Below are 21,352 nucleotides of genomic sequence, written 5' to 3' on the forward strand. Positions count from 1 at the left end.
ACCCGGGACTCGACCCATGCGCATCCTCGGAATCAACGCACTCCTCCACGACCCCGCCGCCGCCCTCGTGATCGACGGCAGGACCGTCGCCGCCGCGGAGGAGGAGCGGTTCTCCCGGCGCAAACACGGGAAGCGGCCGGTGCCGTTCTCCGCCTGGGAACTGCCGGAGAAGGCTGCCGCCTGGTGCCTGAAACGGGCCGGGCTGCGCCCGCAGGACCTCGACGCCGTCGCCTACTCCTTCGACCCGGAACTCGCCCGGCCCGCTGAATCCATGGGCCTCGACGACCCCTGGGACCATCTGCGGCTGACGTACGCACGCGAGGCCCCCGGCTTCCTCAAGACCGCGCTGCCCGGACTCGACCCGGCCATCGTCCGCTTCGTACCGCACCACATGGCCCATGCCGCGTCGAGCGCCTTCGCCGCGCCCGACGCCGAGCCGTCCTCGGTACTCGTCCTGGACGGCCGCGGGGAACGGGCTTCGCACCTGGCCGCGTACCGGATACGGGACCGGCTGGCAGCCCTGCACGCCCAGGAACTCCCGCACTCCCTCGGACTCGTCTACGAGGAACTCACCGAACACCTCGGATTCCTGCGCTCCTCCGACGAGTTCAAGGTGATGGCCCTCGCCTCACACGGCACCCCGCGCATGCTGCCCGAGCTGCGGCGCCATGTGTATCCCACGGGCGACGGCGGATTCCACGCCACCGCCGTGCCCTGGCACGAACTGTGCGCACCCCGCGCCCCCGACGAGCCCTGGACACAGGACCACGCCGATACGGCCGCCAGTGCCCAGGCCGTACTGGAGGAGACCCTGCTCGACCTCGTCCGCTGGCTGCACGGCAAGACGCACCACAGCACACTCACCCTCGCCGGAGGCGTCGCCCTCAACTGCGTCGCCAACACGCGGATCGCCCGCGAGGGCCCGTTCTCCCGGGTGTGGGTGCAGCCCGCGGCCGGTGACGCCGGTACGGCGCTGGGCGGCGCGCTGCTGCTCGCCGCGGACGGCGGGGACGAGCCGGACCCCATGTTCGGGGCCGACCTGGGACGGGACTGGACGGACGCGGAACTCGGCGCCTGGCTGAAGACGGCCGCCGTGCCGTTCGACCGGCCGCCCGACATCGCGGCGACCGTGGCCCGCGCCGTGGCCGACAACCAGATCGTCGCCTGGTTCCAGGGGCGCTCCGAGTACGGCCCCAGGGCGCTCGGACACCGCTCGCTGCTCGCCCACCCCGGCCATGCGGGCAATCTGGAGCGGCTCAACGACGTCAAGGGACGCGAGCAGTTCCGGCCGGTCGCGCCGATGGTGCTCGCCGACCGGGCCGCCGAGATCTTCGACGGGCCGCTGCCGAGCCCGTACATGCTCTTCGTCCACGATGTGGCCGAGCCTTGGCGCGAGCGCATCCCGGCCGTCGTGCACGTCGACGGAACCGCCCGCATCCAGACCGTAGATCCCGCCCGGGAGCCGCTGGTGGCCCGCATGCTCGGCGAGTTCGAGCGGCTCACCGGTCTGCCCGTGCTGGTCAACACCAGCCTCAACACGGCGGGCCGGCCGATGGTCGACGACCCGCGCGACGCACTGGAGTGCTTCGGCTCCTCGCCCGTCGACCTCCTGGCCATCGGGCCGTACGCGATCCGGCGCGAGGCCTTCTTCCGCTCCGGCCCGGCTGAAGGGGGCGAGCGATGACGGCGTACGGAGACGGAGAGGGGGCGGTGGCGGACGACGCCTCGTACGCCGTCGTGATCCCCACCCTGGGGCGGCCCAGTCTGTCCGCGTGTCTGCGCGCGCTCGCCGAAGCGGGTGGCCCGCGGCCGGTGCGCGTGGTTCTCGTCGACGACCGCCCGCGGACCGGCGGCGCACCCCTCTCGGCCGACGTCCCGGTGTCGCTGCGTTCGGTCACCACCGTCGTACGGGGCCGCGCCCGCGGACCGGCCGCCGCCCGCAACACGGGGTGGCGGGCGGCGGGCCGCGGGCCCTGGATCGTCTTCCTCGACGACGACGTGGTGCCCGGCCCCACCTGGGGTGACGACCTGGCCCTCGACCTCGCCGGAGCGACCTACCGGACCGCCGGGATCACCGCCCGCATCCGCGTCCCGCTGCCGACCGACCGCAGGCCCACGGACTGGGAACGCAACACCGCCGGGCTCGCCACCGCGCGCTGGATCACCGCCGACATGGCGTACCGGCGCGAAGCGCTGGAGGCCGTCGGCGGATTCGACGAACGGTTCCGGCGCGCCTTCAGGGAGGACGCGGACCTGGCCCTGCGGGTACTCGCGGCGGGCTGGACGCTGACCGCCGGGGCCCGCACCACGACCCACCCGGTACGTCCGGCCGACCGCTGGATCTCCGTACGGCACCAGGCGGGCAACGCCGACGACGTACTGATGACCCGGCGGCACGGCCGCGACTGGTGGAGCCGCGCGGATGCCCCACGGGGCCGACGGCCACGGCACCTGGCGGTGACGGGAGCGGCCGTCGCGGCCGTCTCCTGCGCCCTCGCCGGCAGGCACCGCGCCGCTCTAGCCAGCGGCGCCGCCTGGCTGGCCGGGACCGCCGAGTTCGCCCTGGCCCGGATCGGCCCGGGCCCGCGGACCCGCGACGAGCTCGTCACCATGACCCTGACCAGCGTGCTCATACCGCCAGCCGCCACCTGGCACTGGCTGCGCGGGCAGGTGCGGCACCGCGCGACGCCACCGCTGCGCCCGTACGAGTCCGCCGAACCGCCGCGCACACCGCGGGAGCCGGCCCAGGAACGGGTGCGCCCATGACCGGCCCGTGGCTCTTCGACGGACCGGCGGCCCCGCCGTCACGGGGGGAGGCCGACGGCGCCCTCCCAGCGGCGATCCTCTTCGACCGGGACGGCACGCTGGTGGCAGACGTGCCTTACAACGGCGACCCTGCACGGGTCGAGCCGATGCCCACCGCGCGGGATGCGGTCGAGTCGGTACGCGCCCTGGGCATCCCGACCGGGGTCGTCAGCAACCAGTCGGGCGTGGCCCGCGACTTGCTGACGTACCGTCAAGTCGAGGCCGTACGCCACCGCGTGGACGACCTCCTAGGCCCATTCGCTGTCTGGGCAATCTGCCCACACGGCCCCGACGACGGCTGCGCCTGCCGCAAACCGGCACCGGGCCTGATCCTGGCCGCCTGCGACCGCCTCGGCGTCCCCACCGAACACACCATCGTCATCGGCGACATCGGCGCTGACATGACCGCCGCCCACGCAGCGGGAGCCCACCGCGTACTGGTACCGACGCCAGTGACCCGCCCCGAGGAGATCGAGGCCGCTGAGTCCACGGCTCCGGACCTGCTTGCGGCGGTGCGGCTGGTGTTGGGCCTGGGGCTCGACGGGACGACGCCCGCGCACCCGGGTGACGGCACGTACGCAGCCTGCCCGGACCATGCACCGTCCGGCGCCCACCACGTCGGCCGTACCGCAGGGAAGGCGCAATGACCAGCTCCCGCCCCCTTCCCCGCACCCTCGTCGTGCGGCTCGACAGCGCCGGTGACGTGCTGCTCGCCGGGCCCGCCGTGCGTGCCGTTGCGGCCGGGTCCTCGTACACCGCCCTCTTGTGCGGGCCCCAGGGAGTGCAGGCGGGGCGGCTGCTGCCGGGGGTGGACGAGGTACTGACGTACGACGCTCCCTGGGTCGGGTTCGAACCGGCGCCGGTGTCGCGCGCGGAGACGCGCCGGCTGCTGGACACGCTGTCGGCGCGCCGTTTCGACCGGGCTCTCGTGCTTGCCTCGTATCACCAGAGTCCGTTGCCGATCGCGCTGCTGCTGAAGCTGGCCGGAGTCGGCTGGACGGCGGCCGACAGCGAGGACTACCCGGGAGCCCTGCTCGATCTGCGGCATCGCAGGCTGCCCCACCGGCACGAAGCGCTCGCGGCGCTCGACCTGGCCCGGGACGCCGGGTTCTCCCTGCCGCCCGGCGACGACGGGGCGTTGTGTATCGAGGCACCGCCCGACACCACGCACCTCACCGGACCCGAGCCGTACGTGGTGCTGCATCCCGGAGCCGCCGTACCGGCCCGTGCATGGAGTCCCGCCCGGGCGGCCCGGGCCGTCGCCGCCCTCGCCGCCGAGGGATACCGGGTCGTGGTCACCGGTGGGCGCGCGGAGCGGGACCTGACCGCGCAGGTCGCCGGACGCCACGCGCTGGATCTCGGCGGGGCCACCGATCTGCGGGAGCTGGCGGGCGTACTGGCCGGGGCGCGGGTGGCGGTGACCGGGAACACCGGGCCCGCGCATCTCGCCGCCGCGGTCGGGACGCCGGTGGTCTCCCTGTTCGCGCCGGTGGTTCCGGCGGAGCGCTGGGCCCCGTACGGCGTGCCGCATGTACTGCTCGGCGATCAGGACGCGCCGTGCGCGGACAGCAGGGCCCGCCACTGCCCGCTGCCGGGGCACCCCTGCCTCGACGGGATCGGCGACGCCGAGGTGCTCGCCGCCGTGGCGGCGCTCGACGAGGACCGCACGGAGGCCGACGCGGAGCCGCCCCGCGAGGGCGGCGGCTCCGAAACGGAACGAGGAGCGACCGTATGAACATCCTGTTGTGGCATGTGCACGGATCCTGGACGACGGCCTTCGTCCAGGGCCCGCACACATACCTCGTTCCCGTCACACCGGCCCGCGACCCGGACGGCCTCGGCCGCGCCCGTACGTACTCCTGGCCCCCCGCGGTACATGAAGCGACCCCCGAGGAACTGCGCGACACGCCAGTGGACCTGGTCGTTCTTCAACGGCCGCACGAGCTGCGACTCGCCGAGCAGTGGCTCGGCGGACGCCGCCCCGGGCGGGACATCCCAGCCGTGTACCTGGAACACAACGCACCGGACGGCGACGTCCCCCGCACCCGGCACCCGTTCGCCGACCGGGACGACCTGACCCTGGTCCACGTCACCCACTTCAACCGGCTGTTCTGGGACTGCGGCTCCACCCGTACCGAGGTGATCGAGCACGGCATCGTCGACCCGGGACATCAGTACACCGGCCGGCTCGCCCGCGCGGCCGTCGTCGTCAACGAGCCGGTGCGGCGCGGCCGTTACACCGGTACGGACCTCCTCCCCGCCTTGTCCGAGGCGGCACCGCTGGATGTCTTCGGCATGCGTACCGAAGGCCTCGCCGAGCATCTCGGCATCCCACCCGACCGCTGCCGCACCGCCGATCTGCCCCAGAGCGAGCTGCACGCGGCCCTCGCGGAGCGCCGCTGCTATCTGCACCCGGTGCGCTGGACGTCCCTCGGCCTCTCCCTGCTGGAGGCCATGCACCTGGGCATGCCCGTCGTCGCCCTCGCCACCACCGAGGCCGTCGAGGCGGTGCCGCCCGTCGCGGGCACCCTGTCCACCCGCCCCGACGTGCTCGCCCGGGCCGTACGCCACTACATGGAGAACCCCGCCGCCGCGGCCGAGGACGGCGCACGGGCCCGCCAGGCGGCTCTCGGACGGTACGGGCTCAAGCGTTTCCTGGACGACTGGGAGCGCGTGATGACGGAGGCGCGCGCATGACCTACGTCAGCACACCCACCGACACGTCCCCCGGCCCGCTCGGCCCCGACACCATGGACATCGCCCTCGTCTCCGAGCACGCGAGCCCCCTCGCCGTACTCGGCGGCGTCGACGCGGGTGGCCAGAACGTACACGTCGCCTGCCTCGCGAGCGCACTCGCCGACCGCGGCCACCACGTCACCGTCCACACCCGGCGCGACTCGCCCGACCTGCCCGACCGGGTGCCGCTGCGCGAAGGCGTCGAAGTGCACCATGTACCCGCGGGGCCGCCGGAGCCGATCCCCAAGGACGAACTGCTGCCCCACATGGGCGCCTTCGGCCGCCACCTCGCCAAGACCTGGCGGGACCGGCCGCCCGACCTGGTGCACTCGCACTTCTGGATGTCGGGCCTCGCCTCCCTGTGGGCGGCACACCGGCTGCGGCTGCCGATGCTGCACACGTACCACGCGCTCGGCACGGTCAAGCGACGCCACCAGCAGGACGCCGACACGAGCCCGCCCACCCGGATCGCCTGGGAGACGGAGGTGGGCCTCGGCTGCAACCGGGTGCTCGCCACCTGCCGCGACGAGGTCGTCGAACTGGAGCGGATGGGCATACCCGCCGAGCGGATCACCATCGTGCCGTGCGGCGTCGACACCGACCGCTTCACGCCCCGAGGGCCGGTCGCCGAGCGCGGCCCGTACCGCCACCAACTGCTCCAGCTGGGCCGCCTCGTCCCACGCAAGGGAGCCGCCGTCTCCATCGCCGCGCTGACCCGGCTGCCCGACACGGAACTCGTCGTGGTCGGCGGCCCCACGCCGGACCGGCTCGATACCGACCCCGAGGTGCGCCGGCTGCGCGAGATCGCCCGCGCGGGCGGAGTCGCCCACCGCGTCCGCTTCACCGGAGGGGTGTCCAGCGATGACGTGCCGCCGCTGCTGCGGGCCGCCGATGTGGTGCTGTGCCCCGCGGACTACGAGCCGTTCGGCATCGTGCCGCTGGAGGCGATGGCCTGCGCGAAGCCGGTCGTCGCCAGCGCCGTGGGCGGGCAGCTGGACACCGTCGCCGATCCGGGCACCGGACGCCTCGTACCGCCCCACGATCCCGAGGCCCTCGCTCGCGCGACCGGGCAGCTCCTCGCCGACCCGGCGATGCGCGAGGCCTGTGGGGCCGCCGGCCGGCGCCGCGTACTGAGCCGGTACGGCTGGTCGCGGGTCGCGGCGGCCACCGAGGCCGCGTACTGCTCGGTGCTCGACGCCGCGCCCGCCGTGACGGGGGTGGTCTGACACCCGTACTCGCCCCGATCCGACCGCCCGCAGCACCGTCGCACGAAGGAGGTGCGGGTCCGGCCGTCGTCCTCCACGACGCGGTACGCCCGATCAGCATGACGGAATTCGCAGCGTCCCCCGCACTCGATGCCGCGCATCTGCACTGCCGGTCACTGCAGCAGGCGCTCGGCCGGTTCCGCCGGGACGGTCTCGGCCGGGTCGCGGAGTGGGGCGGCCGGCTCGCCGCCGCCCTGCCCGCCGGCGGCCGGCTGCTGGCCGCGGGCAACGGCGGCAGTGCCGCACAGGCCCAGCATCTGACCGCCGAGCTGGTGGGACGGTACCGGCAGGAGCGGCCCGGCTATTCGGCCATCGCCCTGCACGCGGAGACGTCCAGCGTGACCGCCATCGGCAACGACTACGGGTTCGAGCACGTCTTCGCCCGGCAGGTGTCCGCCCACGGCCGCCCCGGAGATGTCCTCCTGCTCTTGTCCACGTCCGGCCGCAGCCCCCACCTGATCAGAGCCGCCGTGACGGGCCGTACGGCAGGGCTGCGCGTCTGGGCGATGACGGGGCCGCGGCCGAACCCGCTCGCGGAGGCCGCCGACGAGGCCCTGTGCATCGACGCCGACAGCACGGCGACCGTGCAGGAGGCCCACCTCGTCGCCGTACACCTCCTCTGCGAGTCTTTCGACGCGGCGCTCGCACCCGCCCCCAGCACGGTCGCCGCCCACCGGAGGGCATCGTGAACGAACCGAAACCCCTCGTGGTCGTCGGAGACGTCCTGCTCGACGAGGACATCGAAGGCACCGCCACCCGGCTGTCCCCGGACGCCCCCGCCACCCCCGTCGTCGACGTCACCGGCGACCGGCGCCACCCCGGCGGAGCGGGCCTCGCCGCCGCACTGGCGGCCCGGGGCGGTCGCGAAGTGACCTTGGTGACCGCCCTCGGCGACGACCCGGCCAGCGAAGCCGTACGCCGTGACCTGCGCGGCCGGGTCAACCTGCTGGAGCTCCCCCTCGACGGCACCCTGCCGGTCAAGACCCGCGTCCTGGCCAGCGGCCGTCCCGTGGTGCGCATCGACCGGGGCGGCGGCACGCCCGGCGAGCCGGACGACGCGGTACGGGACGCGCTGGCCCACGCTCACGCCGTACTCGTCGCCGACTACGGACGCCACACAGCGACCGCCGTAAGAGCCCATCTCGCCGCGGTCGCCCCCCGCACACCCCTGGTCTGGGACCCCCACCCCAAGGGCGACACGCCGGTGCCCGGAGCCCGGCTCGTCACCCCGAACGCGGCGGAGGCACAAGCCCTGCGCCCCGGCGGCGACGAATCCCTGCGCGCGTACGCCGAGCGAGGCGCGGAACTCGCGGCCCACTGGCAGGCGGCGGGCGTCGCCGTGACCCTCGGGGAACGCGGTGTGCTGCTGACGAGGCCCGGCACCCGCACGCCGATGCTCGTCCCAGCGCCGTACCGGGCCACCGGCGACCCCTGCGGCGCGGGCGACTGCTTCGCCGCGACCACGGCCGCGGCTCTCGCGGACGGGGCCCTCCCGGAGGAGGCCGTACAGCGGGCGGTCGCCGAAGCCGCCGCGTTCGTGTCGGCGGGCGGCGCCGGAAACCCGGCACTGTGGCGCACGGACTCCGCGTCCCGTCCCGAGGACGCGCCCGCCACCGACGCCTTCGCCGTCGCCGAACGCGTCCGGGCACGCGGCGGCACGGTGGTCGCCACCGGCGGCTGCTTCGACCTCCTGCACGCCGGCCACGTCGGCCTCCTGGAAAGCGCCCGGCGAATCGGCGACTGCCTCATCGTGTGCCTCAACTCCGACGCGTCCCTAGCCCGCCGCAAGGGCCCGGGCCGCCCCCTCACCCCGGAGCCGGACCGCGTACGGGTCCTCGCCGCCCTCGGCAGCGTCGACGCCGTAGCGGTCTTCGAGGAGGACACTCCCGAAGCATTGCTGAGCCGCCTGAAGCCCGACGTGTGGGTAAAGGGCGGCGACTACTCCGTCCAGGACCTGCCCGAGGCGGAGGTGCTACGCACCTGGGGCGGCCAGGCGCTCGTCCTGCCCTACCTCGACGGCCGCTCCACCACGCTGCTGGCCCGCCGGGCCGCGCGGGCGGCCGTGCCTGTGCGGATGCCACGGCCGTGAGCTCCGGGACGAGGCTTCGGGTGCTGGTGCTGCGCGCGCTGGGACTGGGCGATCTGCTGACCGCGGTGCCCGCCCTGCGGGCGCTGCGACGTCACTTGCCCGGTCACGAGATCGTCTTGGCCGCCCCCGAGCGGCTGGCCGAGCCGGCGGCGGCCACCGGACTGGTGGACCGCCTGCTGCCGGCCTCCGGCCCCGGCCGGGCGGTGCCCGCGGACCTGGCCTGGGACGGGCCCCCGCCCGACCTCGCCGTGGACCTGCACGGCAACGGCCCTCAGAGCCATCAGCTGCTCCGTCGGCTGCGGCCCGGACGGCTCTTCGCGTACGCGCACCCGCAGATGTCCGACCTCTCCGGCCCCGCCTGGCAGCCCGACGAACACGAACGGGAACGCTGGTGCCGGCTCCTCCGCTGGTACGGCATCAAGGCGGACCCCGCTGACCTGCGCATCCCGCCGCCCACGACCCCCTCCCCGGCCCCCGGCGCCATCGTCGTCCACCCCGGAGCCGACGCCGCCGCCCGCCGCTGGCCCAAGGAACGGTTCGCGGCCGTGGCGCGGGAGCTGCACCGCGGCGGTCACGAGGTCGTCGTGACCGCGGGCGGTGGCGAGGGGGCCCTGGCGCGCTTCGTGGCAACGGAGGCGGAGCTGCCGCCCGCCGCGGTGCTGGGGGGCGCCCGCGATGTGCCGTTCGATCAGCTGGCCGCGCTGGTTGCACGCGCCCGCTGCGTGGTGGTCGGCGACACCGGGCTCGCCCATCTGGCCACGGCGCTCGGCACTCCGTCCGTCGTCCTGTTCGGCCCGGTCGCCCCTCGCCTGTGGGGACCGCCCGCCGACCCACGGCACCGGGTGCTGTGGCATCCCGGGACCGACGACTCGCCCCGCCCCGGGGACGCGCACGGCCGGCACCCGGACGAACGGCTCTTGCGGATCACGGTCGACGAAGTCGTCGAGGCGGTACGCGAATTGCCGGAGCCTGACACGGACCCGTCGTACGAGCGGACGACGACGGCGCAGGGCCTACCGCCGTTGCCGTAGAACTCGTACTGAACCCTGGTCCACGCACGGCGACGCCCCCCACTGCACGGCCGGCACACCCGCCACCATGAGACCTTCACCTCTGCGGCGAGCCGAGCGTGACGCCGAGCATCCCGTGGCCGCGTCACCGGCTAGAGCTTCGACCCCGCGACCCAGCCGCTGACCTGGGGCGACGACCAACTGGTCACCAGTACCACCCCGGGCGGGACCGGCAGCGGAACGCAGGCCGTGGCTGTCCGCACGCCGGGCGGACAGCCGGGACACTGGTCTCGGTCGCGTCCGGGGAGGCTCAGGCGGCGGTGTTCAGCCCGGGCGGCGCCGCACACCGTGCCGGCCGGGCGGACAGCCGGGACACTGGTCTCGGTCGCGTCCGGGGAGGCTCAGGCGGCGGTGTTCAGCCCGGGACGCGCCGCACACCGTGCCGGCCGGGCGGACAGCCGGACACCGGTCTCCGTCGCGTCCGGGAAGACTCAGGCGGCGGTGTTCAGCCCGGGACGCGCCGCACACCGTGCCGGCCGGGCGGACAGCCGGGCACCGGTCTCCGCCGCGCCCGCGAGGACTCAGGCCGCGGTGCTCAACCCGGGCCGCGCGCTCACGTCGCGTTCCTCGGTCCGGACGACCACCGGCTTAGCGGTCCGGCGTTCCCGGAGTACGTAACCCGCCCCGATCGAACCGGCGATGATCAGCCCTCCCGCCACGAGCGCCCCCCGCGCCCCCGCCAGCTCCATGAGGAGCCCCAGCGCAGGCGGCCCAGCGAGACCCCAGGCCGTACGGATGCTGCCCCAGACCCCGAGCACACGTCCCCGCAGATGAGCAGGCGGGTCGGTCTGCAGGACCGTAGTCCCGGCGGTGTCGGAGACGGACTCCACCACGGCCATCGGCAGGACGAGGACCAGCAGCAGCACGAGCGACGGCGACAGCCCCGCCACCGCCTGGAGCAGCCCGCCCGCCGCAGCCAAGGTCCCCACGAGCCGCACAGAGGGCCGCCGCAGCCGGGCACCCAGGACGGCGCCGACGATGCCACCGACGGCGAGAACAGTGGAGACCGTGCCGAACGCCCCGGCGCCCCCGGCGAGCGGCCCGGTGACGAGCACCGCCAGCGTGAGGCTGTAGTTCCGCCCGAACACCGCGCTGATCCCGGTCACGCCGGCCAGTGCGACCAGCCGCGGGCGGCGCATGAAGAACGCCAGCCCCTCCCGCATGGTCATGTCCTGACCCACGCTCTTGGACCCACGCTGAGCCGGAATCGCAGGAGCCGGAACCTCAGAACGCCGGGCCGCCTTGTAAACCGGCCGGAGAAACGGAATGACCGAGGCGACGAACAGAAAGGACACCCCGTTCGCGGCGTACGCGGCCGCCGTGCCGAAGAAGCCGACCGTCAGCCCGGCCAGCGCGGTACCGGCGAGCCGGCCCGCGTTGGACACCAGCGAGCCCACCCCGATCGCGGAGGGAACGTCCTCCGTACGTACGAGATCGTTGCCCAGCAGCGAGCACGCCGGCGCGTCGACCGTGGCGATGAGACCCGTAACGGCGGCCAGCACCATCAGCACAGGCACGTTCAGCTGATCGACCGCCACCAGGACGGCCGTCACGAACGCAACCAGGCCGAGCAGCGCCTGGCTGACGCCCGCGGTCAGCTTGCGGGGCCAGCGGTCCACGGCCGCACCGCCGGCGAGGCTCATGAGCAGAGCGGGCGCGGCCTGCACCGACACGGAGAGACCCGTGGTGGCGGCGGAACCGGTGATCTGCAGGACCAGCAGGTTCTGCACCGTGAGCTGCATCCACGTACCGGCGTTCGACACGAGGTTCGCGACGGACCACCAGCGCATGCTGCGGTACTTCAGGGACCGCCACGGCGAACGGGACTCGCTCACGGGCGGCACATCGGTGGAGGCAGGGGCGGGCACGGGCGCGGAAGGAGAAGAAGACACAGTGAAGTACTCGAAAGACGAGTCCGGGGACTCAGGCGGAGGAATCGGCGGGAGCTCGGAATGCCGGCTGCGCTGCGCGGCCGCTCCACCGGATCGGCGTCGCCCATCGTGGCAGACGGGACCGCCGAGTCAGGACAGACATCACTCCGTTTCGGTGCCGCAGGGGTGCGAAATCCCCGATCCCGTCGGGGAATTGACGCTCGCCGTGGGGTTGATCACAGCACCCGAATACGCACATACGGCACGGACCGGATGCGGGCGGAGAGTGGCGGCGGCCACAGCCCCGTACCCGCTCCGCGGGCTAATCCGACATGCCGGGCCATTCCGTCACGGTCACAGTGGGACGTGAAGCGGTCGCCGAGCGTGCACCGCTGCATCCGGCCGGCACGACGAAAGGCAGAAGTGAACATGGGCGGCGCAGTACAGGTCGATCTCCACGGCAAGCAGGCCCTCGTCACCGGCGGGGCACGAGGCCTGGGCGCCTCGATCACGCGGAAGCTGGCCGGAGCGGGAGCATCCGTACTGGTCGCCGACGTACGCAAGGACCTGGCCCAGGAACTCTGCGACGACCTTGCCCGCGCGGGCCGCGACGCAAGCTTCGTAGAGATGGACGTACGGGACGCCGACGCCGTCGCCGAGATCTTCCGGGACCTCGAGGAAACCGGGCAGCCGGTGGACGTGCTGGTCAACAACGCCGCCGTCGACGTCACGAAGCCGATCGAGCAGCTGACGGCCGACGAGGTGACACGGGTCGTCGCCACCAATCTGCTGGGGCCGATGTATCTGTGCCTGGAGACCTACCGGCGCATGGTCGCCCGAGGCGGCGGCCACATCGTCAATATCCTGTCCACGGCCGCGAACCGCACCTGGACCGAGGCCGGGCCCTACTCGGCGGGCAAGGCGGGGCTGCGCGCGTTCACCCACACCCTGTTCAAGGAGGCGCAGCGGGACTGTGTGGGGATCGGTGTCACGGGGATCATCGCCGGCGGCATGCACACGCCGTTCATCCTCGACCGGTTCCCGGACGCCGACGTCTCGATGCTGCAGAGCCCCGACATCGTGGCCGACACCGTCCTGTACGCCCTGTCGGTCCCGTCCGGCAGCGCGGTGGCCGAACTCGTCGTCGTCCCGCGCAGGGAACCGTCCTGGCCCTGACCTGGACACAACTGCGACGGCCGGGGCACAGGGCCCCGGCCGTCGTTCATGGACGGAAGTCGGTCACTGGCTGCCGAAGACGGCCTTGCTCACCTCGGCCGGGTTCTCGAACTTCTTCTTCCCCAGGTGCGAGATGCGCTCGGTGAGTTCCTTCGGCGCGCCGTTGTCCCGGGCGGCCTTCGCAAGCTTCTTGGGGTCGGCCGGGTAGTCCACGCCGGACAAGGCCTTCTGCAGGTCGATGGGGCTGACGTCTGCCATGGTGCCCTCCAGGCGGTGGTGTTGCCGGAACAGTTGCGGAGTGGGCGCTTCCTCTTGCGCCGACCATTCCCGCAGTACCCGCGACCCGCCGGACCAACCTCGCCGTCAGCTCTTCTTCCCGCGCCCGGTCAGCACGTCGCGCACCCGGTCGACCAGTCCGGCTCCGGGTGCCAGGAGCTTGTTGGCCGGGGGCTTGTCCGGTGCGGAGGGGTGCGGACGCGTCGGCGCCAGCTTCTTCGCCTGCCGGACCTTTTCACCCAGCTCGTCCAGGGCCTCGGCGGAAGCCGTGGTGCGCAGCATGGGGAAGAGGTTCTCCTCCTCATCGGCGATGTGCGAGCGGACCTCGTTCATCAGGCTGCCGATGAGCCGGTCGAACTCGGCGTCGCTCGCCTCGCAGCTCTCCAGGTCCTTCATGATCTGCTCGGCCTTGGAGTGGTCGTCGATCTCCTTGTCGGCCACCGCGTCCCCGTTGGGGACGTACTGCCGCACGGCCGGGTACAGATACTCCTCCTCGGCCACCGAGTGCCGTACGAGCTCCATGGTGGCCTGGTCGGCGTAGAGCTTGCGGTCCTTGTCGCCGGGCGGCAGCGCCTCGATCCGGCCGAAGAGCTCCTCGACCTCCCGGTGGTCTGTCACCAGCTCGGTGATGACGTTTCCTTCGTGTGCCATGTCCAGTACCTCCAGTACCTCCGTCAAGGTGCGGCGGCCCCTGGTCAGGACCCCACTCGGCCTCCGGGTGCCCCTGCCCGGGGAGAGTTAACGCCCGGCCGGCGCCCGCTCAGCCGGAGGCGCCCGCAGAGGCGGAAGCCGTCGCCGGCTCCTCGTGGCCGTGCAGGTGATACACGCTGAACGCCCTGCGGATGACCGGCTGCGCGACATTGCGGACCGGGACGCCGCCGCTGGTCATCCCGTGTTCCGTACCGGCGTGGGCGTGTCCGTGGACGGCCAGGTCCGCGCCCGCCGTGTCGATCGCCTCGGCCAGCAGATAGCTGCCGAGGAACGGATAGATCTCCGGGGGCTCACCGGCCAGCGTGTCGGGCACGGGGGAGAAGTGCGTGAGCGCGACCCGGGTCCCGCAGTCCTGCCCGGCCAGTTCGTCCAGAGCCGTACGCAGACCGTCGGCGCAGCGGCGCGTGTACCGGATGAACTCCTTCATCAGCGGCTCCCCGAACTCACTGCCACTGCGGCCGACGAACCCGCCACCAAAGCCCTTCGTGCCCGCCACGCCGACACGCGCGCCGTCGACCTCGACGACCGTGCCCTGCCCCTCGAGAACCCGCACACCCGCCGCGCGCAGAACGGCGGCGACCTCCTCCGGCCTCTCGTCGTGGTGGTCGTGATTGCCGAGCACGGCGACGACCGGCACCGGCAGCCCGGCCACCTCCTCGGCGACCACCCGCGCCTCCTCAGGCGTGCCGTGCCGGGTCAGGTCACCGGCCAGGAGCAGCAGGTCGGCACAGTCGGGCAGCGTGTCGAAAGCCGGCCTGAGCAGGCCCTGGCTGTCCAGCCCCATATGTATGTCCCCGACGGCCGCGACGCGGATCATGCCACCTCCTCCGGATGATCGGGAGCCGCGGCCTCGGCCACGACGATGTCGTAGTGGACGGCGAGTCCGGCCAGTTCCTCGTCCACGGCGCGCAGCAGTTCCTCCCGGCAGTGCGCGGTCGGCACGGTGCCCATGACCGCCACGGCCGATCCCCGTGGCTCGACGCGCATACCGAGCTCGCCCAACTCCCCGGCGGCGAGCCGCTCCTGCAGATGGGCGATGCGGTATTCGACGTTGTTCTCGGCCCGCTCGGCGTTTCCGGCATGGGCGTTCATTGATCTCCTCCCTGCGGTGCGATGACGTCCAGGCGCTCCAGCAAGTACAGAAATGCGGCCGGCATGGGTACGTCCCCGAACTCGCGGCGGATCAGCGCCCAGTCGACCTTCTCGCGCAGCAGCCGGGCGATCGGCAGGACGGCGCCGAAATCGCAGTGGTGCTCGGAGAAGGCGGCGAGCAGACTCCGCAGCAGATCGGTGGGTGCCAGGACGGGCATCTGTACGGAGTCCACCGACAGTTCCTGCGCCCTGCCGAGCAACTCGCTGCTGACCGGCCCATGGGCCAGCCCGAAGATCAGGTCCACGTCCTGCCCGAGGCACTTGGCCTTCAGCAGCCAGTCCTCGGGAGGCGCGTACACCGTCAGGCCCGCGTCCTCCAGCGTGGCCGCGACCGCTTCGGCGTCCTCGGGCCTGATGCAGAAGTCGGCATCGTGCTGGAGGCTGCCTTCCCCGCCGTGCGCGTAGACGGCGACACTCCCGGCGAGAGCGAAGTCGTGCCCCTGCCTCTTCAGCAGGGCGGCTACCTGCTTGGTCGCCTCCAGGATCGCCTGGTGGCGGTCGGGCGGAAGCTGCTCGGCAACGCGCGCATCGGGCGGACGGCTCCCCTCGGCCGCACCGCGCGCCAGATGCAGCTCAGGAGCCGGCCGCCGCCCGTCGAGAGCGGCGTCATCCGCGTTCTGCGCCACTGCTGCTCCCGTCTGAGACGAACCCTGCGCTGATGGCTGTACGGGTCTCCAGCGCGCGACGGATCAATCAGGTTCAGAAGGTACGGGAGGACAGCCGGCGTCAGGCGATCCCGGCCCCCGCCCTCCAGCGCTGGTCGTCGTCTCCGTCTTCCGGTTCGATGTCCAGGTCCTCGCCGCCGGCCGGGGTCACGGCGTGGTCGGGGGCGATGACCGGGCGGATGACACCCGTGCCGTCCACGGCGAACCGAAGGTTTTCGCCGTTGTCGCTGTCGAGGGATTCGCAGGTCCAGATGCCGAGCCCGTCGTCGACGGAGCCCCTGCTGTCCAGGCAGAAGTCCGGGTCGGCGAACGACTGGATGGCGCCCGTGTCGGCGTCGACCCGCCAGCGCTGGGAGCGCGACGCGGAGCAGTCGGCCGCGATGACGTCCGTACCGAGGTCGAAGTCGCCCCCCTCGACGTCCAGGCACTGGCCCGAGTCGACGTTCACCACCTGGGCGAAGGTGCCGTCCGGCGGCCCGGGCGCCGGGGGCTTCGAACGGGTCGGCGTCGTGGTCGGCGTGGGAGTGGGCGTCGGTTTCGGGCTCGGTGACGCCGAGCGCGTCGGCTTCGTCGGCTCGGGGGACGGCGACTGGGCCGTGGCGGACAGGGTCGGCGGCGGGGAGAACGTCGAGGTCACCGTCGCCGAGGGCGGCCGCGTCGGCGTGTCCACGGCGCCGGCCGACTCCTGCGATCCCGAGTCGCCCTGCGTCAGCGCATAGACCAGCAGCGGTGCGAGCGCGACACCGAGCGCGGCCGATACGATCGCGACGCGGCGGGACGGCCACCAAGCCGACCAACTCCACCGGGCCGCCGAACGCTCGCCCTGCCCCGCCGCCGTACGCACTTCCTGCCGCGCCTCGTCGACCGCCCCGCCGCTCATGGCGTAGGCCGCGCCGCCCCAGGGCAGCAGCCCCTCGGCCAGAGCCGCACGCGGAGTGTCGCGCAGGGCCGCCAGCTCCTCGTACCCGGTGGCACAGTGCGGGCAGCCGCCCATATGGGCGTCCAGATCCGCGCTGCGGCGAGGGCGCTCGGGGCGTACCGCCTCCTCGATCAGGCGATGAAAATCCTGGCAGTCCGGATCGTCGGAACCGGCGAGGCGCGTGGTGAGCACGGACTGGCACAGGTCATGGAACGCGCCTTGCATGCCGTACGCCACGTCCTCGGGCGCAACGCCCAGAAAACGGGCGGTGTCGGCCTCGGACTCCCCGTCCACGACGCCGTACCAGACCAGCCCCTGCACCCGCGCGGGCAACGTCAGAAACGCGGCGAGCATCGGCGGGACGGGCCCTTCGGCGCCCGCATCCGCCTCACGCAGTGCGACGAGCAGACCAGGGTCGAGGCGGGCGCCACGTTCGTCGGCGGACCACTCGGCGGCCACCCGGCAGGCCAGCAGCAGGAGTTGATGCCGCCACGGGGTGGGCGGCTCGATACCGCGCGCCGTCTCCCGGGCCGCGAGGGTGAAGGCCGTCGCCGTGATCCGATGGGCCGCCGACTCGTCGACGGTGCACAGTCGGGCGTACGAGAGAACCGCGGGCCGGTGGCGGCTGCGCAGCTCGCGCCAGGCGGGGCGCGCGGTCCGGGCGTCGGCGCGCAGCAGATCGGTCAGCCGCTCGTCGGACACCGAAGAGAGTTCCTCCTGCTCCGGCGGCATCGGGTGCTGGGGGATCTGCGCGCCGCCGTCGGCCTCGGTGTCGTACTCGTCGGACTCGTCGCCCCGATCCATGCCCGCGCCTCCTCCCTCGCACTACGCGCTGTCACTGCCTGTCAGGATCTCGCTCTCGGTGTGTCTGTGGGTCTGGAGTGACCTTAGTGACGCCAGGGGGTGGAGCGGGCGGACATGAAGACATGAATGGCTCTTCATGTGATCCTGTATGGTGAGGGCGCGGCCCCGGGAGCCGCCGACTGCCCGTCTGCCCGTACGCCCCCATGCGTCCCTCACGAAGGACAGTGATGACGTCCACGCTCACCCAGCCGTCGGTCGACCGGGCCGGACCCGCGCGCACCGCAACCGCGCCCCGGCGCCGCACCCGCATCCTGGCGCTCCCCGAGGCCCGCTGGGCCACCGCGGCCACCGCCCTCTTCCTGCTCGCACTGCCCCTCCAGCTGACCGGCGCCCCCGCCTGGACCTGGGGCCCGCTCTACGCACTGGCCTACGTCACCGGCGGCTGGGAACCGGGCTGGGAGGGACTCAAAGCCCTCAAGGAGAAGACCCTCGACGTCGACCTCCTGATGATCGTCGCCGCCCTCGGCGCGGCCTCGATCGGTCAGGTGATGGACGGCGCCCTGCTGATCGTCATCTTCGCGACATCCGGCGCGCTGGAGGCACTCGCCACCGCCCGCACCGCCGACTCCGTCCGCGGCCTGCTCGACCTGGCCCCCTCCACGGCCACCCGGCTGACTCCGGACGGCGGCGAACAGACCGTCTCCGTCGAGGAGTTGGCGGTCGGCGACACCATCCTCGTACGACCCGGAGAGCGCGTCGGCGCCGACGGCCGCGTACTGGACGGAGCGAGCGAAGTCGACCAGGCGACCATCACCGGCGAACCGCTCCCCGCGCCGAAGGAGCCCGGCGACGAGGTCTTCGCGGGCACCCTCAACGGCACCGGAGCCTTGCGGGTCCGCGTCGAGCGCGACGCCTCCGACTCGGTGATCGCCCGGATCGTACGGATGGTGGAGGAGGCCTCCGAGACCAAGGCGCCCACGCAGCTGTTCATCGAGAAGGTCGAACAGCGTTACTCGCTGGGCATGGTGGCCGCGACCCTCGCCGTGTTCCTCGTGCCGCTCGCCTTCGGCGCGGCACTCGACGACGCACTCCTGCGGGCCATGACCTTCATGATCGTCGCCTCGCCGTGCGCGGTCGTACTGGCCACCATGCCCCCGCTGCTCTCCGCGATCGCCAACGCCGGACGACACGGCGTACTGGTCAAGTCGGCCGTGGTGATGGAGCGGCTCGGTCAGGTGGACACGGTCGCCCTCGACAAGACGGGCACGCTGACCGAAGGCACGCCGCGGGTCACCGACGTACGGACGCTGCCCCAATCCGGCCTGGACGAGGACGAGTTGCTGCAGCTCGCGGCGGCAGCCGAGCACCCCAGCGAGCACCCGCTGGCCCGAGCCGTCGTGGACGCGGCCCGCGAACGCGGCTTCGACCTGCCCGCCACGGAGGACTTCACGTCCGCACCCGGCATCGGGGTGCAAGCCGTCGTCGACGGACGCACGGTCGCGGTGGGCGCCCCGGCCCGCCTGCTGGACGACGCCGGGGACCCGGTCACCGCGCTGGCCCAGGAACTCGAGGAGTCCGGCCGTACCGCGGTCCTGGTCATGATCGACGGCCTCCCCGCTGGAGTCCTCGGCATCGCGGACCGGCTGCGCCCGGACGCCGCCGCCACCGTCGTCTCCCTCACCAAGCTGACCGGCACCGCTCCGACCCTGCTCACCGGCGACAACGCCCGGGCCGCCGCCCACCTGGCCGCCGAGGCCGGCATCGACGACGTACGCGCCGGACTGCTGCCGCAGGACAAGCTGAGCGCGGTCAAGGAGATGGAAGGAGCGGGCCGCAAGGTGATGGTCGTCGGGGACGGCGTCAACGACGCGCCCGCCCTGGCCGCCGCACACACCGGTATCGCCATGGGCCGGGCGGGCTCCGACCTCGCCCTGGAGACCGCCGACGCCGTGATCGTCCGCGATGAACTCGCCGCGGTCCCCACTACCGTCGCCCTCTCCCGCCGCGCCAGGGAACTGGTCGTCCAGAACCTCGTCATCGCCGGGGTGTTCATCGCCGGACTCGTCATCTGGGACCTGGCCGGCACCCTGCCGCTGCCCCTCGGCGTCGCGGGCCACGAGGGCTCGACCGTCATCGTCGGCCTGAACGGACTGCGCCTGCTGCGGGAATCGGCCTGGCAGCGGGCATCCGGCGCGGGAAGCAGTTGACTGCTCCCGATGAGGCGCACCATCCGTGGCGTGCGGACCCGGACATGACGATGGCCGCCCGGCGGGAAGCCGGGCGGCCATCGGAGTCGTACGGGCCGTGAAGGCCGGCGCTACTCCTGTGCGTGCCGGATGGCGTCCAGCACGATGTGCGCCACGTGGTCGTCGGTCAGGCTGTACTGGGTCTCGCGGGCCTGGCGCCGGGCGGTGACGATCCGCGAGGTGCGCAGCACCCTCAGGTGCTGGGAGACCAGAGGCTGGCTCACGCCCAGGGTGGCGACCAGTTCGTGGACGTACTTCCCGCCGGTGGACAGCTCGCGCACGATGCCGAGGCGCACGGGCGAGGCCAGGGCTCGCAGCAGCTCACTGGCGGCCTGGAGGGTGTCCGTTGGCTCGCTCGCCGGGGGAGGGGAAGTCATTGCCATATGCAGACATTAGCATGTGACAATGGTTTCCGGTCGCGCGCCCGGCCTGCTCGTGCCCGTGTCACTCGGCGTCGGCCGTCAGTGGTCGTCCCAGTGTCCCTCGTGGGCGGCGTGACGGTGGCCGTCGTGCACGTAGTCGGTGTGGTCGTCGTGCGGTACGGCGACATGGCCGCAGCCCTCGCCGTGCTGGTGGTCGTGGCCGTCGTGGACGGTGTGGCCCGCGCCGTTGCACTCGTCGATGTGGTCGCCGTGCGCTCGGTGGATGTGGCCGTCGTGGGCGTAGTCGGTGTGGTCGCCGTGCGGGATGGCGACATGACCGCAGTCCGCGCCGTGGGCGTGCGTGTGGTTCTCGTGGGTGAGGTGGTCGGTGGCGCTGGTCATGAGGGCTCCTTGCCTTGTGCGTGGGCGTTGCCCGATGGCTCTGGCGTGTGGCAACGCATGGCGACATTAACATATAGCGATTTCTGCATGCATCGGCTGCGGTGGCTCCGTGACGGAGGTCACGGTGCCGCGGTGGCGGACGCTTCTGTGAGTCTCGCATCCGAGCTCTCGATGCCGGCTGCCGGCGAATAGTCGTAACCCCCGATATGGGGCGTATCGCGCCGACGTGTAACGCGTAATCCAACCGCGGCGCAGATTCCATAAGGCACGGAAAACGCCCCACGCGCATCCGCGGCCAAGAATTGTGCACCCGTCAGATGGGAATCCCCATGACCAACTTCGAACCCGTACCCGAAAACCAGCAATACGACCAGAATCAGGTCCGCAACCACCGTCAGGAAAGAAGAAGAGACGGCTCCGCGGCGCGGCGAGCAGCACTCGCCATCCACACCGTCGCGGACGTGGCCGCCCTGTTCCTGGGCCTGTGGATCCTGCTCTACCTGCTGGACGCCAACCAGGCGAACGTCTTCGTCGAGTTCGTGGAAGACACCGCCGACTGGCTGGCGTGGTGGTCACAGGATATTTTCACGATGGACACAGAAGGACTTCGCGTCCTCCTCAATTACGGCCTGCCTGCTGTGATCTACCTGTTGATCGGACATGGCGTAGCCGCGCGCGTACGCAATCTCTGAAGAAATTCATCATCCACTCGCAGATGTGAAGAATGCGAAACTCTGCGAGCGGGGATCCGAAAACCGGACTGAACAAACGCCCGTGCATTGATAGTTGATGAGTGCCGCCGG

General features: G+C 72.5%; 21 protein-coding genes. 12 read left to right on the forward strand and 9 right to left on the reverse strand.

Going from position 1 to position 21,352, the window contains the following annotated elements; translation table 11 throughout:
* Positions 1–16 precede the first annotated feature (16 nt).
* From OHT21_RS43890 to OHT21_RS43930, 9 genes are all read left to right on the forward strand, one after another.
* Positions 17–1,684: a carbamoyltransferase family protein gene (locus OHT21_RS43890; RefSeq protein ID WP_328773831.1), complete on the forward strand. Its 1,668-nt coding sequence runs from the start codon at positions 17–19 to the stop codon at positions 1,682–1,684.
* Positions 1,681–2,766 (forward strand): glycosyltransferase family 2 protein, encoded by a 1,086-nt coding sequence (locus OHT21_RS43895; protein WP_328773832.1) that lies wholly within the window; start codon positions 1,681–1,683, stop codon positions 2,764–2,766. The genes OHT21_RS43890 and OHT21_RS43895 overlap by 4 nt, the downstream gene beginning before the upstream one ends.
* Positions 2,763–3,452, forward strand: coding sequence for a D-glycero-alpha-D-manno-heptose-1,7-bisphosphate 7-phosphatase (locus OHT21_RS43900; RefSeq protein ID WP_328773833.1), 690 nt, complete (start codon positions 2,763–2,765; stop codon positions 3,450–3,452). The genes OHT21_RS43895 and OHT21_RS43900 overlap by 4 nt, the downstream gene beginning before the upstream one ends.
* Positions 3,449–4,540, forward strand: coding sequence for a glycosyltransferase family 9 protein (locus tag OHT21_RS43905; RefSeq protein ID WP_328773834.1), 1,092 nt, complete (start codon positions 3,449–3,451; stop codon positions 4,538–4,540). The genes OHT21_RS43900 and OHT21_RS43905 overlap by 4 nt, the downstream gene beginning before the upstream one ends.
* The gene (locus tag OHT21_RS43910; protein WP_328773835.1) at positions 4,537–5,502 is read left to right on the forward strand and encodes a glycosyltransferase; all 966 of its coding nucleotides are present in this window, start codon (positions 4,537–4,539) and stop codon (positions 5,500–5,502) included. The genes OHT21_RS43905 and OHT21_RS43910 overlap by 4 nt, the downstream gene beginning before the upstream one ends.
* On the forward strand, positions 5,499–6,767 hold the full coding sequence (locus OHT21_RS43915) for a glycosyltransferase (protein ID WP_443050598.1): 1,269 nt from the start codon (positions 5,499–5,501) through the stop codon (positions 6,765–6,767). Before OHT21_RS43910 ends, OHT21_RS43915 begins: the two co-directional genes overlap by 4 nt.
* Positions 6,768–6,865: 98 nt before the next feature.
* Positions 6,866–7,495: a D-sedoheptulose-7-phosphate isomerase gene (locus OHT21_RS43920; protein ID WP_328773836.1), complete on the forward strand. Its 630-nt coding sequence runs from the start codon at positions 6,866–6,868 to the stop codon at positions 7,493–7,495.
* Positions 7,492–8,895 carry a D-glycero-beta-D-manno-heptose 1-phosphate adenylyltransferase gene (gene rfaE2 / locus OHT21_RS43925; protein ID WP_328773837.1) on the forward strand — a complete coding sequence of 468 codons (1,404 nt, stop codon included), beginning with the start codon at positions 7,492–7,494 and terminating at the stop codon, positions 8,893–8,895. Before OHT21_RS43920 ends, rfaE2 begins: the two co-directional genes overlap by 4 nt.
* Positions 8,892–9,926 (forward strand): glycosyltransferase family 9 protein, encoded by a 1,035-nt coding sequence (locus OHT21_RS43930; protein ID WP_328773838.1) that lies wholly within the window; start codon positions 8,892–8,894, stop codon positions 9,924–9,926. Before rfaE2 ends, OHT21_RS43930 begins: the two co-directional genes overlap by 4 nt.
* 560 nt (positions 9,927–10,486) lie before the next feature.
* Here OHT21_RS43930 and OHT21_RS43935 read toward each other — a convergent pair.
* Entirely contained in the window at positions 10,487–11,755 is a 1,269-nt protein-coding gene (locus tag OHT21_RS43935; RefSeq protein WP_443050705.1) for an MFS transporter, read from the reverse strand.
* 510 nt (positions 11,756–12,265) lie between these two features.
* On the opposite strand from OHT21_RS43935, the gene OHT21_RS43940 reads away from it, so the two are divergent.
* A complete protein-coding gene (locus OHT21_RS43940) occupies positions 12,266–13,012 on the forward strand; it encodes an SDR family oxidoreductase (RefSeq protein WP_328773840.1) in 747 nt (248 codons plus the stop codon).
* Positions 13,013–13,075: 63 nt separating this feature from the next.
* On the opposite strand, the gene OHT21_RS43945 is transcribed toward OHT21_RS43940, so the two are convergent.
* The 6 genes from OHT21_RS43945 to OHT21_RS43970 form a co-directional block, all read right to left on the reverse strand.
* Positions 13,076–13,270: a DUF2795 domain-containing protein gene (locus tag OHT21_RS43945; RefSeq protein WP_328773841.1), complete on the reverse strand. Its 195-nt coding sequence runs from the start codon at positions 13,268–13,270 to the stop codon at positions 13,076–13,078.
* A 105-nt stretch (positions 13,271–13,375) separates the two neighbouring features.
* Positions 13,376–13,939, reverse strand: a complete 564-nt coding sequence (locus OHT21_RS43950; protein ID WP_328773842.1) for a hemerythrin domain-containing protein — start codon at positions 13,937–13,939, stop codon at positions 13,376–13,378.
* A gap of 109 nt (positions 13,940–14,048) precedes the next feature.
* Positions 14,049–14,816, reverse strand: a complete 768-nt coding sequence (locus OHT21_RS43955) for a metallophosphoesterase family protein (protein ID WP_328773843.1) — start codon at positions 14,814–14,816, stop codon at positions 14,049–14,051.
* A complete protein-coding gene (locus OHT21_RS43960; RefSeq protein ID WP_165342057.1) occupies positions 14,813–15,091 on the reverse strand; it encodes a hypothetical protein in 279 nt (92 codons plus the stop codon). Before OHT21_RS43960 ends, OHT21_RS43955 begins: the two co-directional genes overlap by 4 nt.
* Positions 15,088–15,717 (reverse strand): nucleotidyltransferase family protein, encoded by a 630-nt coding sequence (locus OHT21_RS43965; RefSeq protein WP_328774452.1) that lies wholly within the window; start codon positions 15,715–15,717, stop codon positions 15,088–15,090. Before OHT21_RS43965 ends, OHT21_RS43960 begins: the two co-directional genes overlap by 4 nt.
* Positions 15,718–15,877: 160 nt before the next feature.
* Positions 15,878–17,539: an RICIN domain-containing protein gene (locus OHT21_RS43970; RefSeq protein ID WP_328773844.1), complete on the reverse strand. Its 1,662-nt coding sequence runs from the start codon at positions 17,537–17,539 to the stop codon at positions 15,878–15,880.
* Positions 17,540–17,766: 227 nt separating this feature from the next.
* Between OHT21_RS43970 and OHT21_RS43975 the strand changes: the two genes are divergently transcribed.
* Positions 17,767–19,746, forward strand: a complete 1,980-nt coding sequence (locus OHT21_RS43975) for a heavy metal translocating P-type ATPase (protein ID WP_328773845.1) — start codon at positions 17,767–17,769, stop codon at positions 19,744–19,746.
* 110 nt (positions 19,747–19,856) lie between these two features.
* Here the strand turns inward: OHT21_RS43975 and OHT21_RS43980 are convergent, their stop codons facing one another.
* Positions 19,857–20,168, reverse strand: a complete 312-nt coding sequence (locus OHT21_RS43980; RefSeq protein WP_165342060.1) for an ArsR/SmtB family transcription factor — start codon at positions 20,166–20,168, stop codon at positions 19,857–19,859.
* Between the two features lie 78 nt (positions 20,169–20,246).
* Positions 20,247–20,549, reverse strand: coding sequence for a hypothetical protein (locus OHT21_RS43985; protein ID WP_328773846.1), 303 nt, complete (start codon positions 20,547–20,549; stop codon positions 20,247–20,249).
* Positions 20,550–20,878: 329 nt separating this feature from the next.
* Here OHT21_RS43985 and OHT21_RS43990 point away from each other — a divergent pair, with 329 nt between their 5' ends.
* The gene (locus tag OHT21_RS43990) at positions 20,879–21,241 is read left to right on the forward strand and encodes a hypothetical protein (RefSeq protein WP_328773847.1); all 363 of its coding nucleotides are present in this window, start codon (positions 20,879–20,881) and stop codon (positions 21,239–21,241) included.
* Positions 21,242–21,352 lie beyond the last annotated feature (111 nt).

It is taken from the genome of Streptomyces sp. NBC_00286, assembly GCF_036173125.1.
Lineage (GTDB): Bacteria > Actinomycetota > Actinomycetes > Streptomycetales > Streptomycetaceae > Streptomyces.

What these genes read in the sequence shown, in the direction of transcription:
- OHT21_RS43940 (WP_328773840.1), top strand. Translation starts at nt 12,266, where the DNA reads ATGGGCGGCGCAGTACAGGTCGATCTCCACGGCAAGCAGGCCCTCGTC.
- OHT21_RS43905 (WP_328773834.1), top strand. Translation starts at nt 3,449, where the DNA reads ATGACCAGCTCCCGCCCCCTTCCCCGCACCCTCGTCGTGCGGCTCGAC.
- OHT21_RS43975 (WP_328773845.1), top strand. Translation starts at nt 17,767, where the DNA reads ATGACGTCCACGCTCACCCAGCCGTCGGTCGACCGGGCCGGACCCGCG.
- OHT21_RS43950 (WP_328773842.1), bottom strand. Translation starts at nt 13,939, where the DNA reads ATGGCACACGAAGGAAACGTCATCACCGAGCTGGTGACAGACCACCGG.
- OHT21_RS43985 (WP_328773846.1), bottom strand. Translation starts at nt 20,549, where the DNA reads ATGACCAGCGCCACCGACCACCTCACCCACGAGAACCACACGCACGCC.
- OHT21_RS43900 (WP_328773833.1), top strand. Translation starts at nt 2,763, where the DNA reads ATGACCGGCCCGTGGCTCTTCGACGGACCGGCGGCCCCGCCGTCACGG.
- OHT21_RS43970 (WP_328773844.1), bottom strand. Translation starts at nt 17,539, where the DNA reads ATGGATCGGGGCGACGAGTCCGACGAGTACGACACCGAGGCCGACGGC.
- OHT21_RS43945 (WP_328773841.1), bottom strand. Translation starts at nt 13,270, where the DNA reads ATGGCAGACGTCAGCCCCATCGACCTGCAGAAGGCCTTGTCCGGCGTG.
- OHT21_RS43910 (WP_328773835.1), top strand. Translation starts at nt 4,537, where the DNA reads ATGAACATCCTGTTGTGGCATGTGCACGGATCCTGGACGACGGCCTTC.
- OHT21_RS43915 (WP_443050598.1), top strand. Translation starts at nt 5,499, where the DNA reads ATGACCTACGTCAGCACACCCACCGACACGTCCCCCGGCCCGCTCGGC.
- OHT21_RS43895 (WP_328773832.1), top strand. Translation starts at nt 1,681, where the DNA reads ATGACGGCGTACGGAGACGGAGAGGGGGCGGTGGCGGACGACGCCTCG.
- OHT21_RS43980 (WP_165342060.1), bottom strand. Translation starts at nt 20,168, where the DNA reads ATGGCAATGACTTCCCCTCCCCCGGCGAGCGAGCCAACGGACACCCTC.
- OHT21_RS43960 (WP_165342057.1), bottom strand. Translation starts at nt 15,091, where the DNA reads ATGAACGCCCATGCCGGAAACGCCGAGCGGGCCGAGAACAACGTCGAA.
- OHT21_RS43920 (WP_328773836.1), top strand. Translation starts at nt 6,866, where the DNA reads ATGACGGAATTCGCAGCGTCCCCCGCACTCGATGCCGCGCATCTGCAC.
- OHT21_RS43990 (WP_328773847.1), top strand. Translation starts at nt 20,879, where the DNA reads ATGACCAACTTCGAACCCGTACCCGAAAACCAGCAATACGACCAGAAT.
- OHT21_RS43935 (WP_443050705.1), bottom strand. Translation starts at nt 11,755, where the DNA reads ATGCGCTGGTGGTCCGTCGCGAACCTCGTGTCGAACGCCGGTACGTGG.
- OHT21_RS43890 (WP_328773831.1), top strand. Translation starts at nt 17, where the DNA reads ATGCGCATCCTCGGAATCAACGCACTCCTCCACGACCCCGCCGCCGCC.
- OHT21_RS43955 (WP_328773843.1), bottom strand. Translation starts at nt 14,816, where the DNA reads ATGATCCGCGTCGCGGCCGTCGGGGACATACATATGGGGCTGGACAGC.